Annotated in this window: 23 protein-coding genes and 1 pseudogene; 11 read left to right on the forward strand and 13 right to left on the reverse strand. The window is 68.7% G+C overall.

The features are described from left to right. Window positions 1-10: 10 nt before the first annotated feature. From OG225_RS25960 to OG225_RS25985, 6 genes are all read right to left on the reverse strand, one after another. The gene (locus OG225_RS25960; RefSeq protein ID WP_405183371.1) at window positions 11-583 is read right to left on the reverse strand and encodes a molybdopterin-dependent oxidoreductase; all 573 of its coding nucleotides are present in this window, start codon (window positions 581-583) and stop codon (window positions 11-13) included. Next, window positions 481-1,479: a hypothetical protein gene (locus OG225_RS25965; protein WP_405177663.1), complete on the reverse strand. Its 999-nt coding sequence runs from the start codon at window positions 1,477-1,479 to the stop codon at window positions 481-483. The genes OG225_RS25960 and OG225_RS25965 overlap by 103 nt, the downstream gene beginning before the upstream one ends. Window positions 1,480-2,031: 552 nt before the next feature. After that, window positions 2,032-2,751 (reverse strand): anti-sigma factor domain-containing protein, encoded by a 720-nt coding sequence (locus tag OG225_RS25970; RefSeq protein ID WP_405177664.1) that lies wholly within the window; start codon window positions 2,749-2,751, stop codon window positions 2,032-2,034. Continuing rightward, complete coding sequence (sigK, locus tag OG225_RS25975) at window positions 2,748-3,401, reverse strand: ECF RNA polymerase sigma factor SigK (protein WP_405177665.1); 654 nt, start codon at window positions 3,399-3,401, stop codon at window positions 2,748-2,750. The genes OG225_RS25970 and sigK overlap by 4 nt, the downstream gene beginning before the upstream one ends. 117 nt (window positions 3,402-3,518) lie before the next feature. After that, window positions 3,519-4,163 (reverse strand): fasciclin domain-containing protein, encoded by a 645-nt coding sequence (locus OG225_RS25980; RefSeq protein WP_405183372.1) that lies wholly within the window; start codon window positions 4,161-4,163, stop codon window positions 3,519-3,521. A gap of 125 nt (window positions 4,164-4,288) precedes the next feature. Then, on the reverse strand, window positions 4,289-5,119 hold the full coding sequence (locus tag OG225_RS25985) for an RNA polymerase sigma factor SigF (protein ID WP_405177666.1): 831 nt from the start codon (window positions 5,117-5,119) through the stop codon (window positions 4,289-4,291). Between the two features lie 225 nt (window positions 5,120-5,344). Between OG225_RS25985 and OG225_RS25990 the strand changes: the two genes are divergently transcribed. Further along, window positions 5,345-6,283, forward strand: a complete 939-nt coding sequence (locus OG225_RS25990; RefSeq protein WP_405177667.1) for an SMP-30/gluconolactonase/LRE family protein — start codon at window positions 5,345-5,347, stop codon at window positions 6,281-6,283. Between the two features lie 24 nt (window positions 6,284-6,307). On the opposite strand, the gene OG225_RS25995 is transcribed toward OG225_RS25990, so the two are convergent. Both OG225_RS25995 and OG225_RS26000 read right to left on the reverse strand, forming a co-directional pair. Then, entirely contained in the window at window positions 6,308-6,787 is a 480-nt protein-coding gene (locus tag OG225_RS25995) for a hypothetical protein (protein ID WP_405177668.1), read from the reverse strand. A gap of 474 nt (window positions 6,788-7,261) precedes the next feature. Next, window positions 7,262-8,746: a carboxylesterase/lipase family protein gene (locus tag OG225_RS26000; RefSeq protein ID WP_405183373.1), complete on the reverse strand. Its 1,485-nt coding sequence runs from the start codon at window positions 8,744-8,746 to the stop codon at window positions 7,262-7,264. A 276-nt stretch (window positions 8,747-9,022) separates the two neighbouring features. On the opposite strand from OG225_RS26000, the gene OG225_RS26005 reads away from it, so the two are divergent. Continuing rightward, on the forward strand, window positions 9,023-9,976 hold the full coding sequence (locus OG225_RS26005) for a DNA polymerase domain-containing protein (protein WP_405177669.1): 954 nt from the start codon (window positions 9,023-9,025) through the stop codon (window positions 9,974-9,976). A 33-nt stretch (window positions 9,977-10,009) separates the two neighbouring features. On the opposite strand, the pseudogene OG225_RS26010 reads toward OG225_RS26005, so the two are convergent. Next, window positions 10,010-10,240, reverse strand: a pseudogene (locus OG225_RS26010) (YbhB/YbcL family Raf kinase inhibitor-like protein); the annotation flags it as partial. Between the two features lie 55 nt (window positions 10,241-10,295). Between OG225_RS26010 and OG225_RS26015 the strand changes: the two are divergent. Next, window positions 10,296-10,724 carry a MarR family winged helix-turn-helix transcriptional regulator gene (locus tag OG225_RS26015; protein ID WP_405177670.1) on the forward strand — a complete coding sequence of 143 codons (429 nt, stop codon included), beginning with the start codon at window positions 10,296-10,298 and terminating at the stop codon, window positions 10,722-10,724. A 34-nt stretch (window positions 10,725-10,758) separates the two neighbouring features. Here the strand turns inward: OG225_RS26015 and OG225_RS26020 are convergent, their stop codons facing one another. Further along, complete coding sequence (locus tag OG225_RS26020) at window positions 10,759-12,090, reverse strand: serine hydrolase domain-containing protein (protein ID WP_405177671.1); 1,332 nt, start codon at window positions 12,088-12,090, stop codon at window positions 10,759-10,761. A gap of 426 nt (window positions 12,091-12,516) precedes the next feature. Between OG225_RS26020 and OG225_RS26025 the strand changes: the two genes are divergently transcribed. Beyond that, complete coding sequence (locus OG225_RS26025) at window positions 12,517-12,828, forward strand: hypothetical protein (protein ID WP_405177672.1); 312 nt, start codon at window positions 12,517-12,519, stop codon at window positions 12,826-12,828. A gap of 42 nt (window positions 12,829-12,870) precedes the next feature. On the opposite strand, the gene OG225_RS26030 is transcribed toward OG225_RS26025, so the two are convergent. Beyond that, window positions 12,871-13,053, reverse strand: coding sequence for a hypothetical protein (locus OG225_RS26030; RefSeq protein ID WP_109528206.1), 183 nt, complete (start codon window positions 13,051-13,053; stop codon window positions 12,871-12,873). A 276-nt stretch (window positions 13,054-13,329) separates the two neighbouring features. On the opposite strand from OG225_RS26030, the gene OG225_RS26035 reads away from it, so the two are divergent. From OG225_RS26035 to OG225_RS26050, 4 genes are all read left to right on the forward strand, one after another. After that, on the forward strand, window positions 13,330-13,848 hold the full coding sequence (locus OG225_RS26035; RefSeq protein ID WP_405177673.1) for a L,D-transpeptidase: 519 nt from the start codon (window positions 13,330-13,332) through the stop codon (window positions 13,846-13,848). 219 nt (window positions 13,849-14,067) lie between these two features. Beyond that, the gene (locus tag OG225_RS26040) at window positions 14,068-14,418 is read left to right on the forward strand and encodes a cupredoxin domain-containing protein (RefSeq protein ID WP_405177674.1); all 351 of its coding nucleotides are present in this window, start codon (window positions 14,068-14,070) and stop codon (window positions 14,416-14,418) included. Between the two features lie 40 nt (window positions 14,419-14,458). Next, window positions 14,459-14,959, forward strand: a complete 501-nt coding sequence (locus OG225_RS26045) for a L,D-transpeptidase (protein ID WP_405177675.1) — start codon at window positions 14,459-14,461, stop codon at window positions 14,957-14,959. A 73-nt stretch (window positions 14,960-15,032) separates the two neighbouring features. Beyond that, window positions 15,033-15,200, forward strand: a complete 168-nt coding sequence (locus OG225_RS26050; protein ID WP_405177676.1) for a hypothetical protein — start codon at window positions 15,033-15,035, stop codon at window positions 15,198-15,200. Between the two features lie 31 nt (window positions 15,201-15,231). On the opposite strand, the gene OG225_RS26055 is transcribed toward OG225_RS26050, so the two are convergent. Together OG225_RS26055 and OG225_RS26060 are read right to left on the reverse strand one after the other, a co-directional pair. Continuing rightward, window positions 15,232-16,518, reverse strand: coding sequence for an RNA polymerase sigma factor (locus tag OG225_RS26055; protein ID WP_405177677.1), 1,287 nt, complete (start codon window positions 16,516-16,518; stop codon window positions 15,232-15,234). A gap of 14 nt (window positions 16,519-16,532) precedes the next feature. Further along, on the reverse strand, window positions 16,533-16,952 hold the full coding sequence (locus OG225_RS26060) for a YciI family protein (RefSeq protein ID WP_405177678.1): 420 nt from the start codon (window positions 16,950-16,952) through the stop codon (window positions 16,533-16,535). A gap of 245 nt (window positions 16,953-17,197) precedes the next feature. On the opposite strand from OG225_RS26060, the gene OG225_RS26065 reads away from it, so the two are divergent. The 3 genes from OG225_RS26065 to OG225_RS26075 all read left to right on the forward strand — a co-directional run bounded on the left by OG225_RS26065 (window position 17,198) and on the right by OG225_RS26075 (window position 20,132). Continuing rightward, a complete protein-coding gene (locus OG225_RS26065; RefSeq protein ID WP_405177679.1) occupies window positions 17,198-17,974 on the forward strand; it encodes a hotdog domain-containing protein in 777 nt (258 codons plus the stop codon). A 129-nt stretch (window positions 17,975-18,103) separates the two neighbouring features. Next, window positions 18,104-19,555: an MFS transporter gene (locus tag OG225_RS26070; RefSeq protein ID WP_405177680.1), complete on the forward strand. Its 1,452-nt coding sequence runs from the start codon at window positions 18,104-18,106 to the stop codon at window positions 19,553-19,555. 4 nt (window positions 19,556-19,559) lie between these two features. After that, entirely contained in the window at window positions 19,560-20,132 is a 573-nt protein-coding gene (locus OG225_RS26075; RefSeq protein WP_405177681.1) for a TetR/AcrR family transcriptional regulator, read from the forward strand. Window positions 20,133-20,272 lie beyond the last annotated feature (140 nt).

The raw sequence follows: 20,272 nt of genomic DNA on the forward strand, positions 1-20,272 counted from the left end.
GGTGGCAGGGTCAGGCCATCGATCTGCGCGGCGCACTGGGACGAGGACACCGCCACGCACGACGGGAAGAAGACCTTCGGTCGCGCCACGACGGAGGTCGGGCTGCGCTGAGCATCACCGGACGGTGACGACCCGGTTGTGCCATCCGGTCGAACCGTCGGGGAACGGATGGGCGCGTGCGTCGGTCTGCACCACACCGGCACGGTCGACGGCACGCACCCGCAGCGTGTGCGTGCCGGGAACGGCATCCCACCACCAGGACCACTGCCGCCACGTGTCGACGGAGTATTCCGTGCCGAGTTCGGCCTGTTGCCAGGGGTTCTCGTCGATCTGTACCTCGACCTGGTCGATGCCGAGCCGCTGCGCCCCGGCGACGCCCGCGACGACCACCCGGCACGACCAGCCTGGCCGGATATCCGTGCTCGATCGGCAGCGGACCGCCGTTCATCCCGACGGCCAGTAGCGCGTCACGACCGTCGGTCACCGCGGAAACCGGTGTGCCCGCGGTGAATCCGTCGACACTACGGGACAGCAGTAGATCCGCGCCGGGGCGGACACCCGCCTCGGCGCGCAGATCGGCCAGGGGATACCCCGTCCAGACCGTGGCAGCGGGAATCGCGCCCGGTCCGCGACGACATCGCGCAGTCGTCCTCCTAACCACTGCCCCGCGGCGGCCGTGCCGAGCGCGAACGCGCCGACACCGGCCGTGAGTGCGAGGAAGCCACGCCGTGTCGGTCCGGGACCCGACTGGGCGGTCCCGGGGTCTGCGCCCGCAGCGCGCTCCGAGCCGCTCCGCACGGCCGTGCCCGCGCCGTCATCGGTGTCTGGTGCCGTATCACCACCGGAGCCCGGTATCCGATGCTCGCCTGACGCCGCTTCGTCCGGCTGATTCGCCCCGGCGAGGGGCGGTGACCCGGTGTCGCTGAAATCGTGTGTATGCGCGCGTATTTCACGCTCATCGGGACAGCTCGATCGCCCCGCCGCGCGATGGTGTGCCCGCGAACGCTCGGACGGTGCTGATCGCACCACGCTCCGCGAAGGCGCCCGCCGTCGGAGGAGGCGCAGTGCCGCGACACCGGCGAAGGCCCCGAGCACAGTCGGCACGGCGAACCAGGGGGTGGCGGTGGGGCGTTGCAGCGCGGCGACGACCACCAGCGCCGCGAAGACGACGAGCAGCGCGCTGCCGAGAGGCCTGCGTCGTTCGAGGATTCCGATCAGGGCCGCGCCGACCAGCATCACACCGGACATCGACAGGAAAAGGGCGAGTTTGTCGTTGCTGCCGAATCGGCGGATCGCCATATCCTTCAGCGTGTGCGGCGTGTGATCGACCACCCGGCCGCCGAGCGCGAAGAAGGGGGCGGCCTCGGGGTCGATGACAGCCGCGATCAGGTGGCCCACGCCGAGTACGGTCGCGGCGGCGAGGATTCCGGCCACAGCGGCGGTCGGTATCGACGGTGTGGATTCGGCGGGACGATTCATCACAACTCGTTTCGTTCTTCGGGTGTCGGCGCTGTCGGCGCACGACGGTCACGCGCCGACACAGGTAGTCGTCATGTCTCGCCGGTCCGTACGGCACGACTAGCGCATGAACTCGACCGGCGCCGACTTCGCCACCGGTCCGCTCGCGCAACCGCCTCGTACTGCGAGCGCTACCGGGCCGCAACGCATGGACCGCGCCGCACGCCAACGACCCATCACGCCGACGATCCGTGCCGCACACCGACCGATCACCACACCGACGATCGCCCCAGCGCAACGGGATCGCACCGTGCCATCGGTACGCACGGCTCCCGCCCATCGCTGCCCCGCACGCCGTGAACGGGCCATTCCGACAACCGCCCGCACGCGCGGTCGACCTTGTGGGTCCGAACGTCGGGCCCCTCTACCGCCGTTCGGCGCGTACTTCCCGCCGCACGCCCGGGTAAACCTCCCGGTTCACCTCGTGCGACGCGATGCCCCACCGATCCCGGGTACTCGGCCGGTCGCCGCTACCGGACCGCCGGGTCGTCGAATCCCTTCGGCGACAGCGGATCAGGCGAGTGGGACGGCGGCGATCGGTTGGCTCGTGGGCTGTGGGGATCCGCCCGCGGGTTCGATCGTGAGGGCGAGGGTGTCCACGCTGTCGTAGCGCGTGACCACCGACGGACCTCGGTCCGGCACGTTCTCGACCACGCCCGCCGAACGCGCCGCGCCGTCCTGCACCAGCCAGAGCTGATAGGCACGGCCCGATTCGGGTTGCGCGACACCGTCGAACGACACGCTGGCGGCGGCGAGTCTTGCCGAGGTGTGCACGGTCAGTGAGCCACCGGTCGCGACGGGCACCGTGCGAGTCCGCACATCCGGTTGTTCCAGGACCACCTGGGCGCTGAGCCCGGTCTCGGGTTCGGAGGACCGGTCGGCGACCACGGCGATACTCGCTCCGATCGCGACGATCACGGCCGCCGCGGCCGCCGCGATCCAGCGTTTGCGGCCGAAACCCGATCGCCGTGGCACCGGCGGCGCCACGGCGAGTTTGTCGTCCAGTGCCCGCAGCAGCGAATCCTCCAGCGCGGCACGAGGTTCCAGTGCGTCGACCATCGTCATGGCGGCCAATGTCTCGCGCAGTTCGCGCACCGTGGTCGTGAATTGCCGCGCCGTGGCCTCGTCCGTCTCGAGCAGACGCTTCTCGACCCGGCGGCGCTCCAGTTCGGCCATGGCGTCCAGGGCGTAGGGGTAGGCGAGTTCGGTGAGATCGCTGTCGTCGTCGCTCACGGGTTCACCTGCCCCGACAGGCAGTTCGCCAGGCGTTTGAGCCCGTCCCTGATCCGGCTCTTGACCGTCGGTAGCGGAACCGAGAGATGTTCGGCCACTTCGGGATAGGTGCGTCCGCTGTAGTAGGCGAGTGCGACCGACTCACGTTGCACATCGGTGAGCACCTCCAGACAGTCGAGTACCGACTGGGTGTCGAGTCGTTGATCGACGGCCTCGGCCACCACATCGTGATCGCGGCCGAGATGTCGGTGGCCGTAGGCGATATCGCGGGTGGCCGCGGACTCTTCCCTGCGGACCCGGTCGACCGCGCGCCGATGCGTCAACGTCATCAGCCACCCCATCGGACTCGACAATCGCGGGTCGTAGCGTTCGGCCAGTGTCCACGCCTGGAGGTAGACCTCCTGGGTGATCTCCTCGGACGCGGCGTGACTGCGCAGGATCCGCACCGAGAGTCCGAATACCCGATGGCTGGTCGCCCGGTAGAACTCGGTGAATGCGTCGCGGTCACCCTTCGCGACCGCGGCGAGCAGTTCGACGAGCCGTCGCGTGTGCTCGGGTCCGTCGCCGGGGGGACGGACCGGGCAGGACTCCCCGTCCGCCCCACCGTCCTGCGACTGCCGCACCACGGCGTTGTCCGAGTCACGGGTCATGCGCACGCCCTCCCCTGGCCACGGGGTATGTCGGGCACGAGGTGGATCGGCAACGGCAACACGTCGAACTCGACTCCTGACGAGGGAAGGGGTCTCGAGCATTGGATCAGTTGTGCGTCACGCGGCGGGCGGCACGAGCACGGTGTCGATCAGATACACCGTGGCGTTCGCTGTCTTCACTCCACCACAGATCACCGAGGCATTGGCGACTTTGATGTCATCGCCCGAACGTGTCACCACGACATCGGCGCCCTCGACGGTCTTGTGGGTGCCCGCGATCTTGTCGGGCGCGATCTGCCCCGGCACCACGTGGTAGGTGAGAATCTCGGTCAGCGTGGCCGAATCCGTCTTCAGCGTCTCGACGGTGGCCGGATCGACCTTCGCGAAGGCCGCGTCGGTCGGCGCGAAGACGGTGAACTGCCCGCCGTTGAGCGTGTCGACCAGGTTGACCTGCGGATTGAGCTGACCGGACACCGCCGCGGTGAGCGTGGTCAGCAGCGGATTGTTCGACGCCGCGACCGCGACGGGATCCTGGGCCATCCCGTTGACCGAGCCCGCGCCGGAGGGCACCTGCTCGGCGTAGGCGGCGCAGCCCGGGCCGACCAGGCTCGCCGCGGCGCCGCTCGCGGGGGCCATCGTGGCGGAGGCCGCCGACCCGCTCGAGCTCGCACTCGAATCGGACGAGCTGTCGTCCGAGCAGGCGGTCGCGCCGAGCGCCGCCGTCAGCATCATCGCCACGAGAACCGAACGCATCACTGTCATCGTCATCTACCGCTTCCGTCGAGGCGGCTGTGACCGCCCTGTTGTGTGGACGGAACGGAGTTCGCGTGGCTGTCGCGACCGGATGGGCGCGGATTCCCCGGTATGTCGGCATGCGACGGGACAACTCAGGCGACCCGGTAGTCCTCGTCGCTGCCGAGCGCCTGCTCCCGTAGTTTCCTGAGCGTGCGGGTGAGGATGCGTGAGACCTGCATCTGCGACACGCCGAGGCGGTCGGCGATCTGGGCCTGGGTCTTGTTCTCGAAGAACCGCATCACCAGGATCCGCCGTTCCCGCTCGGGCAGCGCGGCGAGCAGCGGACGCACCGCGAGCGCGTCCTCGAGCAACCGGTAGGAGGGTTCCTCCACACCGAGCGTATCGGCGATCGACGGACGCGACTGCTCGTCCGACGAGCCCGCGACGGCGTCGAGCGAATTGGTCTGGTAGGCATTGGCGGCCATGATCGCCTGGGTCACCTCGACGACGTCGAGGTCGAGTTCGGCCGCGATCTCACGCGCGGTCGGCATCCGGCCGAGTCGTTGCGACAGCGCCTCGATGGCGGGGCGGACGAGCGCCTGCACCTCCTTGGCGCGGCGCGGCACCCGCAGCGCCCAGGTGCCGTCGCGGAAATGCCTGCGGACCGAACCCATGACGGTCGGCACCGCGAAGGACAGGAAGGTCGCGCCGTGCGAGACGTCGAAACGGTCGACGGCCTGGACGAGGCCGAGCCGCGCGACCTGGAGCAGATCGTCGAACTCCTCGCCGCGCCCGGAGAACTTGCGGGCGATGTGCTCGGCGAGTGGCAGACACCGCTGCACGATCTGTGTGCGCAGGGCCGAGCGGTGCGGGTCGTCGGCGTCGAGCGAGGCCAACTTCTCGAACCAGGGCTCGATATCGTCGTAGCTGTCCCGCCCCGCCGCGCGGGACGATCCTTCGGCAGAATTCGACGTCCTACTCATCCGACATCCTCGTTCTCTCTTCGGCTCGGCGTCGCCCGGATACCCCGGCGGACGCGATCGACACCTCTCGATTCGAGAAAATCTCGAAATCCATCCGACCAGGTGTTTCGCTGGGAAATTGCCCGGTGGCCGATCCGCGCGCCCACCGTGATCCCAATGCACCGGATCTGTCACGCCCTCGCGGAAACGCGCCGCGCGCCGGTGTGCGCGGTGTGGAATGCAGGGATGAGCAGAGCGGCGATCACCCTCGGGGCGTGTGTCATCGCGGCGATGTCGGTGGTCGCGGCACCACCGGCGCAGGCCGCGCCGACCTGCCAGGGCGCGGGACAGCCGACCCTGCCCGCCGCCTCGGTTCCCGGCGCGCTGGAAGGACTCACGGTCGACGACCGCGGCCGCGCCTTCACCACCGACATCCTGACCGGACGGGTGTTCCGGATCGACGCGCCCGGCGCACCCGCCGTACCCATCGGCGCCGTCGGCAACGGCGGCGCGGGCGCACTGGCGTGGACGCCGGACGGCGGACTGCTCGTCGGCTACGGCGCCGACGCGCGCGTGCTGGTCGGCGACTTACTGCGCCACGCGGGGATCGTCCGGATGGATACCGACACCGGGGCGACGACGCCCGTGGCCTCCGGACTCGGCGCCGCGAACGGCATGGCGGTCGGCGCCGACGGAATCATCTACGCCACCAACGATTTCGGCAGCTTCATCGGTCGGGTGTATCCGAACGGTGTGGTACAGCCGGATTGGGCCCGGTTCCCCAGCGCCAACGGCGCGGTACTCGGCGACGGTGACCGATTCCTCTATGTGGGGCGTACATTCGTCGATCCCGGTGTCAGCCGCATTCCGGTGGACAACCCGGGCGCGCCGCAATCCCTGCTCGATCTCGGCGGCGGCGACGCGCTGGGCGCGCCGGACGGGCTGACCCTGGATTCCGCCGATCGCCCGGTGGTTCCGCTCAACACCACCGGCCAGGTCATCCGGATCGACGCACCGCAGCGCTACTGCGTGCTCGGGAGCGGCAATCCGTTCACCAGCGTCGTCACCTACGGGCGCGGTAACAGCGGTTTCTCGGCGGGCAGGCTGTTCGGCGCCACGTTCACCGGATCGATCTACGAGATCCCCGGTGGCTTCGATCCGCGGGCGACGACCGCGACCCCCTGATTCCGGAGAGCCGCGGTCGGCGTGTTACGACGGCGCCGCGATCCTGGTGATCGCCATACCGTTCGGCCCCGACGCGACGGTGACGAACTGCCGATAGGTACGGGCGACGGCGGCGGGGCGCAATTCGGTGATGACGACGTCGAAACGACCGTCGGCCAACGGTGTGATCAGCACGCAGTGCTGGGTTCCCGGCGGAATGGAGGCGATGCCCGCGCCGATGACCTCCGCCGTCGGGACCGAGGCATCCTCGGTCGTCAGGGCGCGGGCCGCGGCGCCGGACCGGCTGACGTAGTACGCGTGCTGGAAAGCGAGGATGGTCTCGGGACCGTTGGCGAGCGAGCCGACTCCGTTTCCACGGACCAACTGCTCGGTCCGGGTCGGCTCGCATCCCGGCCCGCCGCCGAGCACCGGATCGGCGGCCGTCGCCGCCTGACGCGGGGTGGTCACCGTGCTGGAGTAGACCATCACCACCGCCACCGCCGAGAGCGAAGCGCCCAGCGCCACCGACCCCACCAGCCACGATCGACCACGACGGCGGCGCGGCGGCGGGCGGCGGGCCCGTGCGCGAGAGGGAGCGAGCGTGCGCGGCGGCGGCAACGGCCGCGGTAGCTCGCCCGAATCCGGAATCATTCCCGGCCACAGCGGAACCGCGGCGGACCGCCCCCGGCCGGTGGCGGTCCGGGAACCGCTACCGCGCGTGGGATCGGACGTGTTCGACGACCTCATGACTCCGCCGCACCCCCCTTTACCGGCGCCTTCACGGCGACCTCGGGTTACCGTCTCAATGCTGTTGAGCTCTAACAACATTGCATACCTCATCGGATTATGGCTGGCGAATGGCCGATGGGCCACCGCGCGGGGCCGAAAACCCGAACCGTCCGCGCGTCGCGTCGCGTGGCGGATTCCGAATCCGACGGCCACGCGGTGTCGCGAGTCGCGCCGGATCTCACGGTCGCGGGGATCTGCCGTCGCGCGAAGTCATCTCGTCGCGGCGGACGCGGAGACGGCACGTTCGTCCGGTCGCGGATCCGCGACCGGACCGGAGACCGGGTCGTCGAAGACCATCACCTGTTCGCCGTCGACGTAGCGGGGCCAGCCCGGATCGCCGTTGGTGGCGAACGCGATCCACGCCGCGTGGATCTCGTCGGCGAGACGCTGGGGCGGATTCGGACCGGTCAGCCGTGGCCCGGCCGCGAGCGTGTCGAAGACGAACGGGACCTCCAAGGCGTGGATCGCACCGAGTTCGGCGCGGCGCCAGGCGAATTCGTACAGGTGGGCCGGTGTTCCCGTCGCCGCATGCGCGAGCACGATCTCCCTGGTCGGGCCACGGAACACCGCGTCGGTGACGATCGCGGCCAACAGGTCGCCGCCGGTCGCGTCGGGTCGGTTCGCCGCGTAGGTTCCGATCACCGAGGCATCGACGCCGAATCGCCCGAGGGCGAACGGTAGTGAGTCCATGGTGATCGCGGCGGCCAGACCGGTCGGCACGGTGAACAGCCGGAATTCCTCGGCCGTGCACCCGGCGAGCAGCGGGACACCGCGCGCGGAACCGGAGGCGATGGCGACGGCGGGCTCCTCGGTGAGCAGTTCGCCGTCCAGTGTCGGAAAGAAACTCATGATGCCCGAGCCGCGCGCGAGCACCGACGCTCCCCATCGCGCCGGATCGGGAACGCGACCGATCTCGGCGGCGATCGCCTCCTGCACGGCCAACAGTGCCGAGGGTGCCACCGCCGCAAAGGCTTCCGCCGTCGCGGGAAGTCCCAACTTGTCCGCCAGGGCTCTGCCGAGCAGCCGCGCGTCCTCGAGGGTGGCCACCACCCCGCCGTTCCCACTCTGCATGATCGCCCGCGCGAAAAGTCCACGGGCAGCCGGGGAAGCGAGCAGCGACGCGACACTCATGCCGCCCGCCGACTCGCCGAAGACCGTGACATTGTCCGGATCTCCGCCGAACGCCCGGACGTTCTCCCGCACCCAGGCCAGCGCAGCCAACTGGTCCCACAGCCCCCGATTCGGCGGCGCACCGTCCAGCACGGCGAAACCCGAAGCGCCGAGACGGTAGTTCAGCGCGACCAGCACCACGCCGTCCCTGGCGAAAGCCGCCCCGTCGTACACGGGGACGGCATTGGATCCGTGGACGAACGCGCCGCCGTGAATCCACACCATGACCGGCAGACCCGCGCCACCCGGATCCGGAGTCCACACGTTCACGTTCAGATATTCCGCGCCGGGCACGGTGTAGGTGCCGAGGATCGCCTCGATCGCGGGCGGGTAGGGCGCCTGCACACAGGTCGCTCCGAGTGCGCCCGCGTCGCGCACGCCGTCCCACGGCTCGACGGGTTCGGGTCGCCCGAAACGCCTTTCGCCCACCGCCGCGGCCGCGTAGGGCACCCCGAGGAACGCGCTGATCCCGTCGACCTCCCTACCCCGGACCCTGCCCCCTGTCACCGTGACGATCGGTTCCACATTCCACTCCTGTTCCGCCGGTCGCTTCCCAGCGTCCACAGGTTCACGGGTTCGCGCGGCGAAATCGGCCGATCGCGACGATTCTCGGTCGGAACGGCGCGCTCGCGCGCGGCGCTTGCCCTCGTGCACGGCCCGGACCCGGCCGGCCGGGATGGTGTGGCCTTCGCGCGCGTCGGCGATCATGGCCGAGCAGCGCCGCGCCCTGATCGAGCACGCGGCGAACCCGCGTATCGGCGCGTGATTGACTGCCGCGCGGTAGCGGGGGATGGTGGAGCGATGGCAGGAGCCGAACGGCGTCACGAGGTCGAACTGTCCAATCTCGACCAGCCGTTGTTCGACGGGGCCGAGGCGACCAAACGGGATCTTCTCGACTATCTGGAGTTCGCCGGGGAACGGTTGCTGCGGGTGGTGCGGGGCCGTCCGTTGTCGGTGGTGCGGGTGCGGCCGGGACAGGCGCCGTTCACACAGAAGAATCTCCCGAAGTACACCCCGGAGTGGGTGCCGCGGACGACCGTGTGGGCGGAGAGTTCCCGGCGGGAGATCACCTACGCGCTCTGTGACGACCTGCGGACGCTGATCTGGTTCGGTAACCAGCGAGCGGTGGAATTCCACCCGACCCTGTTCCTCGCCGAATCCGCACCCGAACCCACACACCTCGTGCTCGACCTCGATCCCTCACCGGGACAGACCTTCGCCGACGCGGTCGCGGGCGCTCGGCTCATCCAGCGAGCACTGGCCGCCGACGGACTGACGGGGGCGGTGAAGACGAGCGGCTCCAAGGGATTACACGTCTTCGTGCCGGTAGTACCCGGAATCGCTGTCGAGGACGCTGCCGCCGCCACACGTGCGGTGGCGGCGCGAGCAGAGCGGATCGATCCGGCGATCGGCACCACCGCGTTCATCCGCGAAGACCGCCACGGCAAAGTCTTCCTCGACGCCACGCGCTCGGGCGGCGCCACCGTGGCCGCGGCCTACAGCCCACGCATCCGTCCCGGTGTCACCGTCTCGTTCCCGCTGCGCTGGGCCGACCTCGACGATGTGACACCGGCCGATTTCACCGTGAGAACCGTGCCGGACCTGCTCGGCGATTCCGATCCGTGGCAATCGGAATCGCCCGCACCACAGCGGCTTCCGCTCGACCTGATCGAGGAGGGTCACACGATTCCGGTGGCTCGGGTCCAGGCCATGCACGAAGGCAAGCGACGTGCGAAGGCCCGCCGGGGTGAATAACGCGTCGGCAGCCCCCGCCCGGGCCACGTCCTTGACCGCCCAATGCCAGAGTCCGCCCGGGATCGGCGCGTCGGCGCCGAAGGCGGTGATGACCAAGCTGCGGGTTCCGTCGGGCAAGCCCGACCAGGCCAGCGCGGGAGATCGATCGGTACCTGCGTCGGTGTTGTAGCAGGCCGTCGGGAGCGGGCCTCCGTTCTCGAAATCGTCACTGCGCAATACGAATTCGGTGGCCGGAAAAGTCAGCGCGTAGGGGTGGTAGCTCACTGTCGGGGTCCTCCTGAAAAGTCCGGATATACAGCCTTGCTGTATAGTTTGTCCAGTGAAGGATGACGACTACTCCGTGGCCGACGCCGAGCAACTCCGTCTCGTCGTCGGAAGGTTCGTGCGCCACGTCAGAAGCGTCGACACGATGCCGGCGGGGCAAGCCGCGGTACTGGGTCATCTGCGCAGAGATGGACCATCGGCGATCGTGGCACTGGCGGAGCGCGAACGCGTGCGCCACCAGACGATGGCTCGAACGGTGCGGCTGCTGGCGGACCAGGGATTGGTGGACCTCGCGGCGGATACCGGCGACAAGAGGCGCGTCATCGTGGCCCTGTCGACCGAGGGCGGCGCTCGACTCGACGACGAACGAACGAGTCGAGCGGCATGGATAGCGCGGGCCGCACAGGTGGAGTTGACCGATCAGGAGCGCACTGTCCTCAAGCGCCTTCCCGCCATTCTCGGGAAACTCGTCGGCGACATGTGAACGGAACGTCCGGGTGGCCGGGTCCGTCGACCGACTAGTGGATTCCCGGCGTCTCCGGGTCGGTGCCGACACAGCCGAGGATGAAGCAGCCGGGCGGCCAGTCGGCGATCGGTGATCCGAGCGGTTTGCCCAGACAGGTCACCGGGCCGCATCCCGGGTAGGCGGAGGGACCGATGCCGAAGGCCGCGAGGGTGGCCGTCGGATTCGAGATCGACGGATCCATGACGCTGATGTCCTCGCGCGGAATATACGGGCCCGGGTCGGCCAGGCGCGGCTCGCGGAAGGCCGCCGCCGTGGTGCGCAGGACGTCGTGCGGGAAGCTGACGGAGCCGCCGGGCACGGTGACACCCGTCCAGCTGATCACCAGGCCGAGACTCGGCACGATGAAGACGTCCTGGCGCAGCATGCCCGACATCTGCACCGCGTCGGCGGGCAGGCCGGGGAACAGCGGTTCACAGCCTGGTCCGTTGACCACGAAGAGGAATCCGTAGCACGGATTGGGCACCGTCGGCGTCGTGGCCTGGATGAGGTATTCAGCCGAGATGACCTGCCGGTCGCCCCACGTGCCCTTGCCGAGGACGAGCAGCCCGAGTTTGACGAAATCGTCGGGCGGCAGGAGCAGGTGGGCATAGCCGTAGGTGTTGCCGCTGCGGTCCCTTCCCCAGTGATAGTCGGTCTGCTCGATCCCCAGGGGGGAGAACAGGTTCCGCTGCGCGAAGGCCTGGAAATCCTCGCCGACCGCCTGCTGGACCACGTAGGCGAGCAGGTCGACGGCGCGCTGGCTGTACTGCCAGACGGTGCCCTGCGGATGTTCGATCGGCATGGCCATGGCCTGGGCGACCACGTTCGGATCGAGTTGCGCGAGTCCGGTGACGCCCTCCGACGCGACCGCCACCTGCATCCCGGAGGATTCGGTGAGCAGACTGCGCACCGTGATCTCCCGGTGCGCCCGGTCGCCGAGCCCGACGGGCAGGTGGTTCCCGATCGGATCGTCGAGCCCGAGCCTTCCCTGATCGACCGCGATGCCCGCGACCATGGCGACCACGCTCTTGGTCACGCTCCACATATTCCAGGGCTCACCACCGGTTTCGGCGTTGTGCGGCCCCGTCGCGATGAGACAGTTGTTGCGGTATATCTGCACATTCCTGCGTGTCGGATCCGAGGCGAAGGCCACGGCCGCCGTCAGCGCCGCCGAATCGATGCCGACCTCGTCGGGCGAGGCGGTCTCGGGAACCCGGCCCGAGCTGACCTCGCAATACTTCAATCCGTCCGGGGCGCCCGTGGCGACCCCCGCGACCCCCGCGACCCCGCCCAGTATCAGCAGGGCCGTGAAGAGCGGCACCGCCAGTCTCACCACATGATTCACAACGTCCTCCGCCGGTCGAGCTGGTCAACTGCGACATCGAGCTGGAACGATCACCGGTTACGCGTTTCGAACCCCCCACTTACCTGGGCGAAGGTTCGGGGGTCTCCCCCGATTCGACCGGGAAACGCGCCGCCCACGGGCACAGGCGAACACCGGGCCGACCTGCTCCTCGGGCAATCGTGGACGGTGAGCGAAACGTACACGATCCCGGAGCGGATCTCCGCACGCCGCCTACACCGGTCCGCGACGACGGCGCGTACCGGGGAAGTCTGCGGCGATCGCGGCAAAAGACAAGCGGTGGGCCGGTTTATCGCCCGATGCCGTGAACGGAATGAATCCGGGTCGCGGGAAGCGCTACGACGTCGTCGACCGGACAATGAAACGTCTGTGATTCCACAGTCGTTCGGCCGTAGCGAAGGAGAACAGATGCCGCCCGGTGTCCACACCTATGAGGTCCGCGAAGCGCGGAAATCGGAAATCGACCAGATCGTCGTCGTTCTGGCCGACGGACTGGGCGACGACCCCCTGCCGCAGTGGCTGCATCCGGATCCGGACACGCGAGGTGAGCAGATGGGCAAAGGGTTTCGCCTGGCCGCGACGCAGGTCTGCTGGAAATCCGGCGGGGTGCACGTCGTGGTCGACACCGCCGGCTACGAACTCGTCGCCGAGGTCGAACTGCCGGACACCGGGCCCCGCTCGTACGTGCTGTGCCGCGAAACCACCGTGCGGCAACGCTGACGGCCGGATCGAGTCCGCGAACGGGCCGGTGGAGCCGGGAACTCAGTCCCGGTGGGCCATGTCGTACCACTGGTTCGGGATCGACCAATCCCACGCCTTGGCCTCGGCCTCTTCGCGTACCGACTCCTGATAGCAGTACATCGAGCCGCCGACGCTCGCGCCGTACAGGAGCAGTCCGCGGCGGATGTGGCGCCACAGCGCGTGTACCGAGATGCGACGTTGCATCGGAAACCTCCTCGAACTCAGTGCGGCAACCATACCGGCACCGCGCCCGTTCCGGGCGAGAATCGAGAATTCCGGGTCGACGACTCGTTTCTTCGGAAATCAATTGGGCGGACACTTTCAACGGATAAAATCCCACACACGATGCGAAACTAATTGTCCCGACTTGGATACGCACCCGATCGTCGATTTTCCGGAGACGATCCTCTGCACTCGGCGATGTAGTAGACGCATCGCCCTCGCAAAGCGACACAAGGTCAGCGGGAAAAGGGGTTGAAAATGAGCATCAAAAATCTACGTGCACGGGCCGCGAAATTCGTCGCGGTCGCCGGTATCGCGGCGGCCGGATTCACTCTCACCGCGACGGCGCAGGCCGAACCGCTGTGGCCGGGCGGACCGGACATCCCGGGCGTACCGGCGATCGTCCCGCCGCTCCCACCGGCGCCGGTCTACGCGCCGTGTTCGGCCGACACACGCTTCTGCCTGCGCCTGTCCACCAACGAGGGCTGGCTGATGGAAGACGGGAAGGTGACCTACGGCCCGACCCCGATCTCCCACGGCAGGCCGGGTTTCGAGACACCCCCCGGCAGATTCCACGTGGCCTTCAAGAAGGCCGATCACTGGAGCACGATGCACAATGCCCCGATGAAGTGGGCGGTCTTCTTCAACGGCGATATCGCGACCCACATCGGCCCGATCGAAGAACAGTCGCACGGTTGCATCAGAATGACGCCGGAAGGCGCCGAGAGAACCTACAACCACCTGTCCCCCGGCGATATCGTCGAAGTCGTCGAATGACGTCGATCCGGTAACGAAACGGCCGTGGAGTCTTGTGCCACGGCCATTTCCGTGCGCCTCGCTTTCAGTGGCGGAGTTTATGAAATATCCCCCATAATTCGACCGAATATATTCCGTCGCGGATTTATCATGGGATTCCAGGATCGGAGCGCGCGCCAGGAGGCCGTCGTGCCACTACCTTTTCGCCGAGCCGGAGTTCGTTCGGTATTCGGGTGCGCGATGAGCGGAATCGCCGTGCTGGCCCTGATCACCGCGTGCGATTCCTCCGACGACACGCCGATCGCGCTTCCGCCGCCGGAGCCCGCGCCGAATCCCGCCGTCACCATCACCATCGACGATCTCACCTACAGCGATCTGCCCACGATCACTCCCGGCGCGGTCGTCACCGTGGTCAACCACGACCAGGTCAGGCACAGCGTCACCAGCAGACGCCCCGGACTCTTCGACAAACAGGTCGAAGCCGGACAGACCATCACATTCAAGGCGCCCGTCGAAATCGGCTCGCACCCGTTCTACTGCCGCTACCACGCCTTCATGGAGGGCTGGTTCAGCATCAGACAGCGGCAGTGAACCGCGCGGGCACGGGCCGCGAACAGGGAGGTCGAATGCTATGAGCACACCTCGTTCCCGCCGGCGCACCGCCGGACGCGTACTCGCCGCGACCGTCGCGGCGGCCGGGCTGACGATGGCGATACCCGCGCAGGCCGACCCGCTGTGGCCGGGCGGTCCGAACGTCCCTGGAATGCCCGCGCTGATCCCCACCGTCGCGCCGTGCGGCACGAGCGCGCGTGCCTGCCTGCGGCTGGCGACCAACGAAGCGTGGCTGATGGAGGAGGGCCGGGTCGTCTACGGCCCGAGCCCGATCTCGCACGGAATGCCCGGATACGAGACGCCGCCCGGCGTCTTCCGCGTCGCGTTCAAACGGCTCTACCACTGGAGCACCATGCACCACGCGCCCATGCATTTCGCGGTGTTCTTCAACGGTGATATCGCCACCCATATCGGGCCTGTCGAACACAAGTCACACGGGTGCATCAGGATGACGCCCGAAGGCGCCGAAGCGACCTACAACCACCTGTCCCCGGGCGACGTGGTCGAAGTGGTCCCGTGATTCCCGCCGTCCAGGCCTGATCGACCGGTTCCGGATACCTCGGGCCGGTGGCCGCGCGCGCTATCGTGGCGTAGTGGGTGTTTTCGGAGAGATGTTGCCGGGTAAGAAGCTGACCGACGAGAGCAGCCGGTCCGGCGACGGCGAGCTGCATCGGCCCCGTGTCGAACTCGACCTCGACGCCGGGGTGATCCGGGTGTCGGGCACGGCGAGCGCCGATCGCGACGACGACGCCGCCGACTGATCCCCCGCGCGCTGCGGCCGCCCCGACCCGCTCATCCGAGGTCGGCGAGTTTGCGCCGCAAGACCACCCGCTCACGCTCGTTCCCACACAATTCGACCGCGCGCTCGAATTCGACCCGGGCCTCGTCGACTCGACCGAGCCGGGTGAGCAACTCCCCGCGAACGCTGGGCAGCAGATGCGACTGCGACAACGTCCCGCCCGTGACGAGTTCGTCCACGATCGACAGCCCCGCGCCCGGACCCCGGGCCATCGAGACCGCCACCGCACGGTTCAGATCGACCACCGGTGACGGCGCGAGCCGTCCCAGCGCCTCGTAGAGCAGGACGATCCGCTCCCAGTTCGTGTCACCCACCGAATCGGCCACCGCGTGACATTCGGCGATCGCGGCTTGCAGGCCGTACGCGCCCAATCCCCTGCCGACCTTCTCGGCGCGGACGAGTGCGGCCCTGCCCCTGGCGATGGCGGCCCGATCCCAGCGGCGGCGGTCCTGCTGTTCGAGCAGCACCGGTTCGCCGTCGGGCCCGGTGCGCGCGGGGAAGCGCGCCGCGGTCAGTTCCAGCAGCGCCGACAGTGCCTGCGCCTCAGGTTCGTTCGGCATCAACCGAGCGAGCACGCGGGCGAGGCGCTGCGCCTCGCCCGCCAGATCGAACCTGATCAGCGTGCCGCCGGAACTGGCTGACGAACCCTCGGTGAAGATCAGATAGACCACGCTGAGCACCGAACCGAGCCGAGTGGCGCGCTCCTCGGCATCGGGCACTTCGAACGGCACCCGCGCGGCCCCGAGCGTTTTCTTCGCCCTGGTGATCCTGGCCTGCACGGTCGCGGTGGGGACCAGGAACGCCTTGGCGATCTCGTCGCTGGTCAGGCCGCCGACCACGCGCAGGGTGAGCGCCACCCGCGCCTCGCGCGAGAGCACGGGATGGCAGGAGATGAACATCAGGGCGAGGACGTCGTCGTCGATCTGGTCCGGATCCCACAGCACCTCGTCGCCGGACCGGTCCGGCGGCACGGGGTCGCTGCCCGCGAGGACGCCGCCCTCGCCCAGATCACGGGCGAGGGCGGCGTATCTGTCATCGAGCGCGGAACGGCGACGGAAGGTGTCGATCGCGCGGCGACGGCCGACGGTGAGCAGCCAGCCCGAGGGATTGCGCGGCGTCCCCTCGCGCGGCCAGGTCACCAGCGCCTCCGCCAGCGCCTCCTGCGCGAGGTCCTCGGCCAGTGCGAAATCGCCGGTGTAGCGGGCCAGCGCACCGACGATCCGCGCCGATTCGATCCGCCACACGGCGGCGACCGCCTCGCGGCCGGGCGGCTCACCCATCCCCGGACCTGCGCTCAGAGTTGGCCGGTGGCCTCGCGCCAGGCCCGCTCTTTCTGGATCCAGATGTTGTCCTGCGGAAATTCATCGATCGACGGCACGCGGCGGATCTCGGTCTTGTAACCGGCACCGGCACCCGGAATGCGCTTGGCCCATTCGACGGCCTCTTCCTTGGATGCCACCTCGAGGATGTAGAACCCCCCGAACAACTCCTTGGCCTCGCCGTAGGGGCCGTCGGTCACCACCGGCGTCTCCGAGGAGTAGTCCACGACCACGCCCTCGGCGGGATCATCGAGCCCCTCGGCCGCGACGAGCACTCCAGCACGGATCAGTTCGTCGTTGAACCGGCCCATCGTCTCGAGCATCTCGTTGAAGTCCATATTCGCCATCCGAGCGTAGCCTTCGTCGGTCGCGCGCATCACCAGCATGAATTTCATGGTTCTCTCCCTGGTTGTCCGGATCCCTTTCGGACCCTCTCATACCTGGGTCGAACGGGAGAGGCGCCGGATCGACACTCCTGGCGAAATTTCTTGTGTTCGCCGTCACCCGGCCGAATCGACCCGAAGCGAGTTAGGTAGTGCCAACTTTGGAACGTAGGTTCTCAATAGAGAGAATGTCATTATCGCAGCATGCGGTCACACAGGTCGCCCCCCGCGTGCGCGCCCGACCAAGAGGAGACACCGTGACGAGCGTGCCGAGCAGCCTGGACAGGCAACGCGGACAGATCATCCGCGAACTGGCATGCGTGACCCGGCGCGCGGGCGAGGAACTCCACGGCACCGCGGAGATCACCCCCGAGATGCACGTGCCCGGCACCGACATCCTCCGCACCTCGGTGCTGGCGACCTGGGCCGATATCGTCGCGGGTCTGCTGGCCTCGCTGGTGATGGGCCCGCGCGTCCCGGTGACGCTCGAACTCGACGTCAACCTGTACCGCCCCGCGCCCAGCGCGGGCACGGTGCACGCCGTCGGCAAGGTCGTCAAGGTCGGCCGCTCGGTCTTCGTCGCCGAATTCGAATTCAGCATCGACGCCGCGCCGATCGCCGTCGGGGCGGCCTCCTTCATGGTCGCCCCGAACCCGGACGTCCAACTGCCGCCGACACTGACCATCGAACTCCCGCCCACCCCGGACCGGCTCCCCGTGCCGCTGGCCGAGCGGGCCCGCTGCGAACGCCTCAGCCCCGGAAAGGTTGTGCTGCCGCATTCGATCGAGGCATTGAACGCCTCCGACACGATCAACGGCGGACTCATCGCCCTGGCCGCCGAGGAAGCCGTGCTCTCCCTCGCCCCCGGCGACACCCTCAGCTTCCTGGGCCTGCGCTACCTCCTCGGCGCCAGGGTCGGCCCGATCATCGCCTCGGCCCGCCTACACGAGGGCCTCGGCCGGGTGGAACTGCGCGACACCGGCAACGACAACCGCCTCACCACCCTGGCCACCGCCCGCACCTTCGGCCGCTGAGCCGTCGACGTCGGTCACTACCGCGGTAACCACCTTCGCTTGAAGTGGACCCCAGAGTCCACTTATCGTAGGGCGCATAAGCGGACCTGAGGGTCCACTTCCATGTGTCTGCGAAATAGGTGGAGACCGATGAACAAGATCAAGCAGGCGTCGGGCGCCGCGAGCATGCCGGTGCTGGTGCTCGCGACCGCCGCGTTCTCGATTGCTCAGACCGCGGTCGTTCCCGGGATGGGAGCACTGGCCGAATCCCTGAACGCCTCGGTCACCGATGTGTCCTGGGTGATGAGCGGCTATCTGCTCGCGGCGGCGGTGCTGACGCCGGTCCTCGGCCGCCTCGGCGACATGTACGGCAAACGCCGCATGCTGGTCATCGTGCTCGCGCTGTTCGCCCTGGGCAGCGTGGCCGCCGCGCTCGCACCCAACATCTGGATCCTGGTGGCGGCGCGCGTGCTCCAGGGCGCGGGCGGCGGCATCATTCCGCTGTGCCTCGGACTCATCGGCGACTGGTTCGACCCCGACCGCCGACCGGTCGCCCTCGGCCTCGTCGCCGCCATCGCCGGTATCGGCGCGGGCGCGGGCCTGCTGATGGGCGGACTCCTGCTCGACCACGCGTCCTGGCATTGGATCTTCTGGATCGGCGCCGTGATGGCCGTCATCGCCGCGTTCGGCGCGCTCCGACTGCCCTCCGACATCGGCGGCGCGCGAGCACGTCTGGACTTCGGCGGCGTCGCCCTGCTCGCCGTCGGCCTCGTCGCACCGTTGTTCGCGCTGACCCGCACCTCGACCTGGGGCTGGGGTGACGAACGCACACTCGGCCTCATCACCTTCGGACTGATCGTGCTGGTCGTCTTCGTCTTCGTCGAGCGCCGCACGACCGATCCGCTGGTGGATATGCGCGTCCTGGGCCGCCCCGCCGTCCTCGGCACCAACATCACCACCCTGCTGTTCGGCTTCGGCATGTTCGGCGCGTTCATGCTCATTCCGCAACTCGCCCAGACCCCGGAGGCCGTCGGCTACGGCTTCGGCATGAACGCCACCGGCGCGGGCCTGCTCCTGCTGCCCGCCTGCCTGACGATGCTGGTCGCGGGCGGCCTGTCCGGACGACTGACCACCTTCCTCGGCCCGAAGGTCCCGCTGACCGGCGGCGCGCTGATCGCGGCGGGCGGCCTCGCGGCCCTCGCCGTGGCACACGGCACCCAGACCTCGGTACTGATCTGGTCGATGGTGGTGCTCGGCGGTATCGGCATGGGTATGGCCGCGGTGCCGAACCTCATCATGGAAGCCGTTCCGCAGGACATGCTCGGCCAGGGCAACGGCGTGAACAATCTGATCCGCTCGGTCGGCTCCTCGCTGGGCTCGCAGATCGTCACCACCCTGCTCGCGGCCAGCATGACGGCGGGGCAGCGCGTCCCGACCGACCACGCCTACAGCCAGGCGTTCTGGATCGCGTCCGCGGGCGTCACCGTCGCCGCCGTCGCCGCGGTGCTGATCCCGCGTGCCCGACGCGCCCCGGTCGCCGACGACACCGATACCCCGGCCGTCGACCGGGATGTTGCGTCCCCGGCGGGCACGACACACTGATCACATGCCTCCAGCGCACCCGCACGAACAGCAGGATTGGTCCGATCGAAGGGCCGATGCCCGCCGCAACCACGAGCAGGTCACCGCGGCCGCGCTCGCCGTGTTCGCCGAGCGGGGCCTGGAGGCCACGGTGCCCGAAGTCGCCGCCCGGGCCGGGGTCGGCAAGGCCACCGTCTATCGCAGCTACCCCACCAAGACCGATCTGATCGCCGCCGTCGCGAATCACCACCTCACCTGGATGAACGAGCGCATCGAGCGTGCCGCCGCCACCGATGACGCGTTCGCCGCACTGCGCGTCCTCCTGCGCGACCTGTCCGACAAACTGGCCGCCGATCGCTCCTTCGCCGAAACGCTGCCCCACACCCAGCGACCGAGTGACCGCGACCAGGCCTCGCACCATTTCGCCAGGATGATCGCCGCCGCGCAGCGACAGGGCGCGCTACGTCCCGATGTCACCGTCCTGGACATCCACGTCCTCGTCGGCGGCTACGCCCGGGTGCTGCTCGACCTCGACATCCGCGATCCGGCCCAGTGGCGGCGCTATTCCGAACTGGTGCTCGACGCTCTGCGCGCCTGACGTCACTCGCGAATTGCTATAGAATTGCCGGGTATTTCGACGCTCCAGCCTGATCGAAGGCGAATCGCGGCACCCTGCCGACAGGGCCGCCGCACATCACGCGCCCGGCCGCATGTCAGCCCGGCGCGACACTTCGACAT

Source organism: Nocardia sp. NBC_01377, assembly GCF_045040005.1.
GTDB lineage: Bacteria > Actinomycetota > Actinomycetes > Mycobacteriales > Mycobacteriaceae > Nocardia > Nocardia noduli.